We start from the raw sequence: 10,480 nt of genomic DNA on the forward strand, positions 1-10,480 counted from the left end.
ACCCGGGCCGTCGTCGTCGCCTGCTCCGTCGGCGTCGTCCGGCTGACCGCTGGGTGCGGGCGTCGGAGTCGGCTCCGGCGTGGGGTCGGGCGTCGGGGTCGGCTCGGGCGTGGGGTCCGGTGTCGGGGTTGGCCCGGGCGTGGGGCCCGGTGCCGGCTCGGCGGCCACCACGGTGAGCGTCTGCTCGGCGGTGCCGACGGCGTTGGTCGCCACCAGCAGCAGCGGGTGGCGACCCGGCTCGGCCAGCGTGCCGCTCAGCAGCGCCGTGCCGTCACCCCGGTCGACCAGCTTCACGCCCTCGGGCAGGTCGTCGGCGCCGATGCTCGCGGTCGGCGACCCGGTGGTGGTCACCACCAGGGAGAACGGCTCGCCGGCCGCGACGTCGAGCAGGTCCGGGGAGGTGAAGGCAGGCCGCTGCTGCAGCACCACGGTGATGGTCTGCCGTGCCGTGCCGGTGGACGCGGTGGCCGTGACCACGAGCTCGCTGGTGCCCGGCGTCCCGGTCGGGGTGCCAGCGAGGGTCGCGGTGCCGTTCCCGTTGTCGGTGAAGGTGAGCCCCTCCGGCAGACCGGACTCGACGGCCAGCGCGGCGGGGACGCTGCCCCCGGTCTCGACGGTGAAGGACACCGGCTCGCCCACCACCAGCTGCAGCGTGTCGGGGCTGGTGATGCTCGGCGGCGCCAGCACCTCCAGGGTCACCTGCTGCTCGGCGGTGGCCTCGACGGCCGCCGCCTCGAGCCGCGCCTCCGCGGCGGACACCCGGTCTCCCGCGAGCAGGACCGGCGGGGTGCCGGTACCCGGTGCCTCGGCGTCGTTGGTGGCCGTCAGCGTGAGCTCGTAGGTCCCGGCCGACCCGGCCGCGGGCGTGCCGGCGAAGGTGCCGGTCCCGTCGGCGGCGTCGACGAAGGTGACGCCCTCGGGCAGCTCACCGGTGACGGTCAGGCTGGGCGGGGGGAAGCCGTGCGCGTCCACGACCAGCTCGCCGGGCGAGCCCTCGACGAAGGTCGCCGAGACGCTCGGCTCGTCGAAGGAGGGCTGCTCGGTGACCCGGAGGAGGAAGCTGTCGCTCGCCGTCCCGGTCGCGTTGGTGGCCGTGACCGTGACGGTGAAGTCACCGGCCTCCTCGGCCGACCCGAGCAGCACCAGGTCGCCGAAGACGTAGGGGATCGCCTGCAGGCCCGGCGGCAGCCCCTCGACGGTGACGTCCGGCGCCGGGTCGCCCGTGATCTCCACGGGGGCCGGCCGGAACAGGCTGAACTCGCCCAGGGGCAGCACCAGGTTCCCGGTCGCCTCGACGGTCGGATCGCTCCACACCGTGACCGTCACCGTGGTGTAGGAGGTGCCGGCGGCGTTGACGGCCTGGATGCCGACGGAGGTCGTGCCGGGCTGGGTGGGGGTGCCCGTCAGGGTGGCTGAGCCGTCCCCGTTGTCGGTCACCGACAGACCGCTCCCGGTCAGGTCGGTGTAGGTGGTGACGGCGGGGACCGGGAAGCCGCTGGCCCTGATGGTGGTCGGCTCGATCGCCTGCCCCGCCTCGACGGAGACCGACACCGCGTCGGGGAGCTGCGGGACCGTCTGCACGGTCAGCTCCAGCTCCTGGGTCGCCACCCCGGCGCTGCTGGTCGCGGTGAGCACGACCTCGTACAGCCCGCCGACGGTGCCCTCGGCCGCCTGCAGCGGGACGATGCCGCCCATCTGCGTCCCCAGCGTGACCCCGGCAGGCAGGCCCTCCGCCGTGACGGTCGGCACGGGCGACCCGGTCACCGTCACGAGGGCGCTGGAGCCGTCGCCGGCGGTCACCACCGCCTCGTCCGCGCTGGTGAAGGCCGGCAGCTGCTGCACGGTGAGCACCAGCTGCTGGGTGGTGACGCCCACCGCCATCACCGCGACACCGCGCGGCTCGGCGGCCGGGGTGTTGTCGGCGGTGACGGTCAGCGGGTAGGTGCCGGCGGTGCCGGCGGCCGGGGTGCCGGACAGCGTGGCCGTCCCGTCGCCCGCGTCGGTGAAGCTGACGCCCTCGGGCAGCTCGCCCGTCACGGTGAGCCGGGGTGCCGGGTAGCCGGTGGTGGTGACGTCGAGCTCGCCGGCCTGGCCGACGGTGAAGGTGGCGGCGTCCGGGCTGGTGAACACCGGCGCGTCGCTGACCCGGATGCTGACCGTCTGCTCGACGGTCTCGCGGATGCTGGTCGCGGTGACGACCACCTCGAAGTCGCCGGTCTCGGTCGGGGTGCCGCTCAGCGTGGTGCGCCCGGCTCCGTCGACGGCCACGGCGACGCCGGCCGGCAGCTCGCCGGTCACGGTGACGGTGGGCGGCGGGAACCCGGCGGCGACGACGGGCTCCTCGACCGGTTCACCCAGGGTCCAGTCGTAGCGGTCGGGGCTGGTGATCACGACGTCGCTGGCGACCAGCAGGAAGAGCAGCTGGGTTCCGGTGCCGGCCCGGGAGGTGGCGGTCAGCGTCACCGTGCCGGCGGAGGGGGAGGTGGCGGTGCCGGTGATCGTGGCGGTGCCGTCGCCGTGGTCGGTGAGGGTGAGCCCGTCGGGCAGCTCGGAGGCGGTGAGTGCGGGCACGGGGTAGCCGCTGGTGGTGACCTCGACGGCGGCCGGCTCGCCCACCTCGACCTCGGCGTGGGCGTCGCTCGTGATGGCCGGTGCCTGGTGCACGGCGAGCATCAGCGTGGCGCTGTCCTCACCCATGTCGTTGCTGGCGTCGACGGTCACCTCGCTCATGCCGCCGGCGCCGGTGGGGGTGCCGCTGATGGTCAGCGTGGACCCGTCGACGCTCAGGGTCAGCCCGGCGGGCAGGCCCTCCGGCGTCACCTCGGGCGTCGGGTAGCCGGCAACGGTCCCGCTCAGCGTGAACGGCTCGCCGCCGCGGGCGGTGGCGCTGGCCGGCAGGTCCAGCACGGGCACCATCCCGACCGTCAGGGTGAGCGCCGCGCTGAAGGACTCGGCGCCGTTCACGACGGTCACGGTGAAGGGGTGGCTGCCCTCGCTGGTCGGCGTGCCGGTGATGAGGCCGTCGCGGCTCAGCTCGAGCCCGGCCGGCAGCGCACCGGCGGTGACGTCGTAGGTGTAGTCCTCGGGGAAGCCGCCCGAGGCGGCCAGGTCGTGGGAGTAGGCCTCGCCGAGCGTGGCCATCACCGGCGCGACCACCGCGGTCGCGGGGGCCGGCTCACGCAGCACCAGCCGGTAGGTGGAGGAGGCCAGGGTCCGCTGACCCCAGCTGTCGACCAGCACCTCCGCGGGGATGGTGACGGTCAGCTCGCCCTCGCCGGTGATCGGGCCGATGGTGATGGTGGGGTTGTTCGCGCTGCCGCTGACCGCGACCGCGTCGCGGCCCGGGGCGGTGCCGCCGACCACGACGTCGCTCGCGCGCAGGCCCTCGCTGCTGCCCGCCTCCCGGCTGACGTCGGCCAGGCGTCCGTCGGAGGTGAAGCGGGTGTCCAGCTCGATGGTGGTGGGCCCGTCGAGCAGGTAGGGGCTGTCCGGCCCGGAGATGACCGGGGTGGCGGGGGAGGGGACGACGGCCCCGGTGGGGGTCGTGCTGATCCGGTCCACCACCGCGGTCAGCGTGCCGCCGGTGCTGTCGAAGTTGCGGGGGTACATCACCCGCAGCTGCACGCCGGTGATGTCGGCGAAGTTCGCGGTCCCGGAGAAGCAGGCGCTCTGCCCGCCGGAGCAGTCGAAGTTCAGCACGACCGCCCAGTCCCCGACGTTGCCGATGCCGGTGCTGTAGCTGCTGGTGCCGCCGGCGCTGTCGGTCACGCTCACGGAGATGTTGGCCGAGGGCTCGGTCAGCACCTCCGGAGTCCGGGTGATGCGGTCGAACTCGACGAAGAACTGGGTGTTGCTCATCCCCGAGCGCAGGTCGGTGGAGGGGAAGGCGTAGTCCAGCTGGACGCCCGCCGCCCGGTTGCCGCTGCCGGTGGCGGTGATGGTGCCGGTGCCGCCGGACTCGGTGAAGGTGCCCAGCGGGGTGGTGCCGTCGGGGTCGAGCGGGGTGACCGTCCGGGTGCCACGGACGTCCCCGCCGAAGTCGTCGATGAGCACCGGCTCCCCGACCGCCGACGCCGGCGCGGGCGCCAGCAGCCCGAGCAGCAGCGCCAGCACGGCGACCAGCGCCGCGGCGGCCCGAGGGGGCAGCGGACGGAGGCGGGCCGGGCCGGCCGGGCGGTCGTCGGCAGGCAGGGGAGCGGGGACGCGGGCAGCGCGCATGGCAGACCTTCGAGCAAGGCCACCCGCCCCCGCGGGGTGGAACCGGAACCGGGCGCAGACCCCGGACGCGCGAATCATGGCAGCACCGCCACCCGGCGCGCCAGAGGTCGTCCACGGCTGGGCCCCAGGAGCCCGGGCGACCGCGCCCCCGGCGCCGGGTGCGGGCTCAGGTGTGCACGTCGCGCCGCTCCAGGTAGCGGGTGGCGAGCGCCACCGCCAGCAGCGTCAGCAGCGCGCCGGCGACCACGACCGCGGCCGCCCCGCCGGCGGTCAGCTCGCCGCTGTCGCCGAAGGTGCCGGTGGCCAGCTGCGTGGCGCGCGCCGTGACGGCCCAGGGCAGCACGAGGACGACCCCGCCGAGCTCGGCCGCCAGCAGCACCGCGGCGGTGCCGGCGCCGACGAGCGCCACCGCGACCGGGGTGGCGAAGGAGCGGACCGCCATCGACAGCGCGGACTGCACGCCCGCCACCGGCAGCACCGCGACGACCAGCAGGACGGTGATGACCAGGTAGCGGCCGGGCAGCATGCCCGCCAGCCCGAACAGCAGCTTCCCGGTGAGGACGACCGTCACCAGCAGGACGAGCTGCATCACCGCACCGAGGAGGGCGACCACCAGCGTCTTGGCCAGCACGACGTACAGCGACGGCACCGGGCTGCTCATCAGCGCGTTCCAGCTGCCGCCCCGGTGCTCGGGACGCCAGGCCAGCGAGGCGAGGATGCCCAGCCCCAGAGGGAGCGGGAGCAGACCGTAGAAGACGACCGAGCGCAGCCACAGCGTGTGCCAGCCGTCGGCCAGCTGCTGCCCGGACACCACGGTCGTGAAGGAGCCGGCGAGCACCACCACCACCGGCAGCAGCACCACCACCGACCAGCTCAGCGAGCGCCTCAGCTTGGTGAGCTCGGCGCCGAGGGCGGCGGAGAACGGGGTGGTCATCGGGTCTCCTGACGGTCGAAGCGGCTGGTGACGAGGCCGAACAGGGCGGCGGCCGTCACGGTCAGGACGAGGACGCTGAAGCAGGACGGCGACGTCCGCACCAGGTCCTGGCCCTCGTAGCCCGCGGCCGCGACCAGCGAGTAGTAGCCCCACGGGGTGAGGTGGGCCGACCAGGCCGGGAACCCGGAGCCGAAGACGGCGACCACCGTGCCCAGCAGGCCGGTGCCGAGCGCGACGAGCTGGTTGTCGACCGTCGCCGACAGCACCACGTGCAGCGCCAGCACGACCAGGTTGACGGCCAGGCCGGCCGCCGCGAAACCGAGCCAGAGCCCGACCGGCACCGGGGCGTCGATGCCGGCCAGGCGTCCCAGCGCCCAGACCGACAGGTGGGTCACCGCCGTGACGACCACCACGACGCCTGCGCCGGTGACGAGCTTCGCCCGGCACAGGACGCCCGGGGTGGTGCCGGAGGTGGCGTTCAGCAGCCAGCCGCCGCCCTGGTGCTCGACGTCCACCATCCGGCTCGCCACCAGCGCCAGCAGCAGCGGGCAGACCAGCGGCACGGCCAGCGAGAGCCCGGCCAGCGGCACGTCCCAGCTCCGCCTCGCCGGGTCGGCGAACACGGCGCTGGTGAGCGTGCTCAGCAGGGTGAGCGCGACCATCCCGAGCACCATCAGCCCGGCGACCAGCCCGACCCGGAGGTGGCGCAGCTTGGCCACCTCGTTCCGCACGACGCCACCGGTCCCGACGCGACGGCCGCTCACAGCCGACCGCCTCGGGTGAGGTCCATGAACACGTCCTCCAGGGACTGCTCCTCGCGGCGGACGCCGTAGACGGGCGCTCCCGCGCCGACCAGGTCGGCCACCACGCGGGCGGTGCCCTGGTCGTCGATCCCGGGGATGCGCAGGCTGCCGCCGTCGACCCGGGCGGCGACGCGGTCGTCCAGCACCGCACGGGCGCGGTGCGGGTCGGAGGTGTCGATCAGCAGGTCGGGGACGGCGGCGGCGAACAGCTGCTCGCGCGAGCCCTGGAACAGCAGCCGCCCGGCCGACAGGATGCCGAAGACGTCGGCGGCCTTGTCGACCTCGCCGAGCAGGTGGCTGGACACCATCACGGTGACACCGCGACCGGCCAGCCGGCGCAGCAGCTCGCGGATCTCCTCGATGCCGGCGGGGTCGAGGCCGTTGGTGGGCTCGTCGAGCACCAGCAGCCGGGGCTCGCGGGCCAGCGCCATGGCGATGCCCAGCCGCTGCTTCATCCCCAGCGAGTAGTGGGCGACCTTCTTGTCCAGCTGCTCCTCCAGCCGGACGGACCTCACCGCCCGGTCGACCTGGGCCTCGTCCAGCCCGAGGGAGCGCTGCACCAGACGCAGGTTCTCCCCGCCGGTCAGGTGCCCGTAGCCGGGGGGCGACTCGATCAGCGAGCCGATCCTGGCCAGCTGCCGGCGGCGGGTGCTGCGGTTCATCGGCTCGCCCAGGACGAGGACCTCGCCGGCCGTGGGGCGGACCAGCGAGAGCAGCATCTTCATGGTCGTCGACTTGCCCGACCCGTTCGGGCCCAGGAAGCCGTAGACGCAGCCCTCGGGGACCCGCAGGTCGAGGCCCTGGACGACGACCTGCCGGCCGTAGCTCTTGGTCAGTCCGGTGGTGGTCACGGTGTCCATGGGCACCACCCTGCTGACCGGCGACGCCCGGGTCGTCATGCCTCGGGGTGATCTGCAGCGTCCTCCTCAGGTAGGACAGCCGGCCGACGGGACCGGCGTCAGGCCGGGTCCACCAGACCGCTCCGGAAGGCGACGACGGCGGCCTGGGTGCGGTCGCGCAGACCCAGCTTGGCCAGGATCCGCCCGACGTGGGTCTTGACGGTGACCTCCTCCACCGTGAGACGGGTGGCGATCTCGGCGTTGCTGAGCCCTTCGGCGACCAGCAGCAGGACCTCGTGCTCCCGGGCGGTGAGCTGGGCCAGCCGGCCACCGGTGGGGTCGTGGTGCTGCCGCAGCCGCGGCTCGGGGGAGCGGGTGACGTGCTCGACGAGGCGCCGGGTGGTGCTGGGGGAGACGACGGCGTCCCCGGCGTGCACGTGCCGGATCGCCGAGAGCAGGTCCTGCAGCGGGGTGTCCTTGAGCAGGAACCCGCTGGCCCCGGCCTGCAGGGCGTCGAAGACGTACTCGTCCTGGTCGAAGGTGGTGAGCACCAGCACCCGCGGGCCGTCGCCGCGGCGGATCTCGCGGGTGGCCTCGACCCCGTTCATCACCGGCATCCGGACGTCCATCAGCACCACGTCGCAGGCCACCTGCGCCAGCAGCTCCAGCGCGGCGCGCCCGTCGCCGGCCTCGCCGACGACCTCGACGCCGGGCTGGCCGTCCAGCACCATCCGCAGCCCGGCGCGGACGATCTCCTGGTCGTCGACGAGGACCACCCGGATCGCGCTCATCCACCGCTCCTCACCGGCAACGTGGCCCTCACGCAGAACCCGCCGTCGGGGCCCGGGCCGGTGCTCAGCGTGCCACCGTGGGCGGTCACCCGCTCCCGCATCCCGACCAGCCCCTGCCCCTCACCCGCACCGCCGCCCGGCGGGTCGTCGGGCCGGGCGGCGCCGGCCCCGGGAGTGCTGGGACCGGGCCCGTCGTCGGTCACCGTGACGCTCAGCTCGTCCTCGCCGTAGCGCAGCGAGACGTCCACCCGGCCCAGCCGCTCGCCGGCGTGCTTGCCGACGTTGGTGAGCGCCTCCTGCACCACCCGGTAGACGACGAGCTGCAGGCTGCTCCGCAGGGGCGGCCGTTCTCCCTCCACGGTGAGCCGGACCGGCAGCCCGAGGCCCGCGGCCCGCTCGACCAGCTCGGGCAGCTGGTCCAGCCCGGGCAGCGGGCTGGGGCCGTCGGTGCCGGCGTCGCGCAGCACGCTGAGCATGGAGCGCATCTCCTGCATGGCGTCCCGGCTGGTGTCCCGCACCCGCAGCATCGCCGCCCGGGCCCGGTCGGGGTCCTGGTCGACCTGCAGGGCGGCTCCCTCGGCCAGCAGCCCGATCGCGCTCAGGCCGTGCGAGACGACGTCGTGCAGCTCACGGGCGATGCGGGTGCGCTCGGCCGCCGCGGCCATCTCCGCGTCGACCGCGCGGGCCCGCTCCAGCTGCTCGGCACGCAGCCGCAGGCTCTCCACGTACTGCGCCCGGGTGCGGACCAGCGTGCCGGCCAGCCACGCCGCGGCGACGACCACCACCAGCAGCACCAGGTCGAGGACGGAGAGGTAGTACTCCTCGAGGCGGGGCGCCACGGCCCACAGCACCCAGCCGGCCACCAGCCCCGCGGCGGGCAGAGACCACGGCCACAGCTCGCGTCGCGCGACGCCGTAGACGGCCAGCAGGAGCATGACGTCGGCCACCAGCAGCTCGACGCCGGCCAGCTGCTGGACGACCGCGACCAGCAGCATGGTCGCGAGCACCGCCCGTGGGTGGCGGCGGCGCAGGACGTAGGGCAGGCAGAGCCCGAGCGGCAGCAGCAGCGTCCAGACCGGTCCGGCCAGCCCCTGCACCGGCAGGTTGTAGGCCAGCACCGCCAGGGCGACGAGGGCGTCCACCAGCACCGGGGACCGTGCGGCCGCCCCCGGGGACCCGGACGTGCGGCCCGTCTCGTCGGTGGTCATGACCTGTGTGCTCATCCTGCTCCGGTCCGCTGCGACGCACCCATGCTTCCAGACCGGCGACCGGCCGGGCCATCGGGAGCGGGCCCGGTCGGGCGGGACTACGGTGGCCCGGTGGCAGCCGACGACCTCGAGAGCTGGCCGCTGGGCCGGCTGCTGTCCACCGCCGCGCGTCACGTCGAGCGGGAGTGGAACGCCTGGCTCGGTGAGCGCGGGCTCACCCACGCCGGCCTGCTCGTGCTGCACGCGCTGGCCGAGGGACCGCGGACCCAGCGCCAGCTCGCGGCCGCCAGCCAGGTCGAGGAGCAGACCATGGCCCGGGTGCTGGAACGGCTGGAGCGCACCGGCCACGTGAGCCGTCGCCGCGACCCCGCCGACCGGCGCCGGGTGCTCGTGCAGCGCACGGCGCTCGGGGCGGCGGCCTACGCCGAGGTGAGCGCCGACGGTGTGGCCGACCGGCTGGTCGGCGGACCGCTGAGCGACCCCGAGGGCTTCCGCGCCGAGCTCGTCCGGCTGGTGCGCGCCGCCCGACCGGCGGGCGAGCGGGCGGCAGGGCGGACCGGGGCCGCCGCTGCCGCGGAGGACCCGCCCGCGTAGCATGCTCAGCATGCTGAGCAATGCGCAGGACCTGACCCGCCGCCTGGTCACCACCGCGGCCGAGGTGTTCTGCCTGGTGGGCACGGCGGTCGGCACCGGGCTGCTCGGCACCTCCGTCGACCAGACCGGCGGGGGTGCGCTCTCCGACCAGGCGACCCTGGTCGCGCCATACGGGCCCGCCTTCAGCATCTGGTCGGTCGTCTACCTCGGGCTGCTCGCCTTCACCGTCTACCAGTGGTCCGACCGCGGCCTGCCCCGGCTGCGTCGCCTCGGCTACCTGCCGGCGCTGTCCATGGTGCTCAACGCGGTGTGGATCCTCGTCGCCCAGACCGGTCTGGTGTGGCTGACGGCCGTGGTGATCCTGGCGCTGCTGGCCGTCCTGGCCGTCATCGGGCTCCGGCTCGGCGACGCGCGTGAGGAGGGTGCCGTGGGCGCGCTGGTCGTGGACGGCACCTTCGGGCTCTACCTGGGCTGGGTCGCGGTCGCCACCTGCGCCAACCTGGCCGCGGCGCTGGTCGACCTGGGTCTCGAGCCGGGTCCGGGTGCGGCGGACGTGCTCGGCGTCGTCGTCGTGCTCGTCGCCGGTGCGGTCGCCGTCGCCCTGGCCTGGCGCCTGGGCGGCCGTGTCGCGGTCGCGCTGGCCATGGCCTGGGGGCTGGCCTGGGTCGCCGTCGGCCGGTTCGCCGGCGAACCCGCGTCCACCCCGGTGGCGGTCGCCGCCGTCGTCGCCGCCGTGGCCGCCCTGGTCGCCGTGCCGCTCTTCCGCCGCCGCCACTCCCCGGCTGCCTGACGCCGCCTCCCCGCCCCTCCACAGCCTTCGCGCACCTTCACAGCCGTCCGGCACCTTCACAGCCGCCCCGGGCCCGCTTCACAGCCTTCGCGCAGCTTCACAGCCGTGCCGTGCCCGCTTCACAGCCGTCCGGGCACCTTCACAGCCGTTGCAGCGGCTGTGAAGGTGGGGGAGCGGCTGTGAAGGCGGCCCGTGCCCGCTCCACAGCCGGCCCCTGCCCGCTCCACAGCCGGCCCGTGCCCGCTTCACAGCCGTCCGAGCGCCTTCACAGCCGTTGCAGCGGCTGTGAAGGTGGGGGAGCGG

8 protein-coding genes are annotated in these 10,480 nt (G+C 75.0%); 2 read left to right on the forward strand and 6 right to left on the reverse strand.

What is annotated here, in order from left to right:
* The 6 genes from GC722_RS00515 to GC722_RS00540 all read right to left on the reverse strand — a co-directional run.
* Positions 1 to 4,218, reverse strand: a 4,218-nt coding sequence (locus GC722_RS00515) for a putative Ig domain-containing protein (protein WP_197429637.1), incomplete at its 3' end; no start/stop codon positions are given.
* A 166-nt stretch (positions 4,219 to 4,384) separates the two neighbouring features.
* Positions 4,385 to 5,152 (reverse strand): ABC transporter permease, encoded by a 768-nt coding sequence (locus GC722_RS00520; protein ID WP_156606998.1) that lies wholly within the window; start codon positions 5,150 to 5,152, stop codon positions 4,385 to 4,387.
* Positions 5,149 to 5,916, reverse strand: a complete 768-nt coding sequence (locus GC722_RS00525; RefSeq protein WP_197429638.1) for an ABC transporter permease — start codon at positions 5,914 to 5,916, stop codon at positions 5,149 to 5,151. Before GC722_RS00525 ends, GC722_RS00520 begins: the two co-directional genes overlap by 4 nt.
* On the reverse strand, positions 5,913 to 6,815 hold the full coding sequence (locus GC722_RS00530; protein ID WP_156606999.1) for an ABC transporter ATP-binding protein: 903 nt from the start codon (positions 6,813 to 6,815) through the stop codon (positions 5,913 to 5,915). The genes GC722_RS00525 and GC722_RS00530 overlap by 4 nt, the downstream gene beginning before the upstream one ends.
* A 98-nt stretch (positions 6,816 to 6,913) precedes the next feature.
* Positions 6,914 to 7,585, reverse strand: a complete 672-nt coding sequence (locus tag GC722_RS00535) for a response regulator (protein WP_156607000.1) — start codon at positions 7,583 to 7,585, stop codon at positions 6,914 to 6,916.
* Positions 7,582 to 8,808 carry a sensor histidine kinase gene (locus GC722_RS00540; protein WP_156607001.1) on the reverse strand — a complete coding sequence of 409 codons (1,227 nt, stop codon included), beginning with the start codon at positions 8,806 to 8,808 and terminating at the stop codon, positions 7,582 to 7,584. The genes GC722_RS00535 and GC722_RS00540 overlap by 4 nt, the downstream gene beginning before the upstream one ends.
* Before the next feature lie 96 nt (positions 8,809 to 8,904).
* On the opposite strand from GC722_RS00540, the gene GC722_RS00545 reads away from it, so the two are divergent.
* Positions 8,905 to 9,387, forward strand: a complete 483-nt coding sequence (locus tag GC722_RS00545; RefSeq protein WP_331714237.1) for a MarR family winged helix-turn-helix transcriptional regulator — start codon at positions 8,905 to 8,907, stop codon at positions 9,385 to 9,387.
* 10 nt (positions 9,388 to 9,397) lie between these two features.
* Positions 9,398 to 10,177, forward strand: a complete 780-nt coding sequence (locus tag GC722_RS00550) for a TspO/MBR family protein (protein WP_197429639.1) — start codon at positions 9,398 to 9,400, stop codon at positions 10,175 to 10,177.
* Positions 10,178 to 10,480: the final 303 nt, after the last annotated feature.

Source organism: Auraticoccus cholistanensis, assembly GCF_009742705.1.
Taxonomy (GTDB): Bacteria; Actinomycetota; Actinomycetes; order Propionibacteriales; family Propionibacteriaceae; genus Auraticoccus; species Auraticoccus cholistanensis.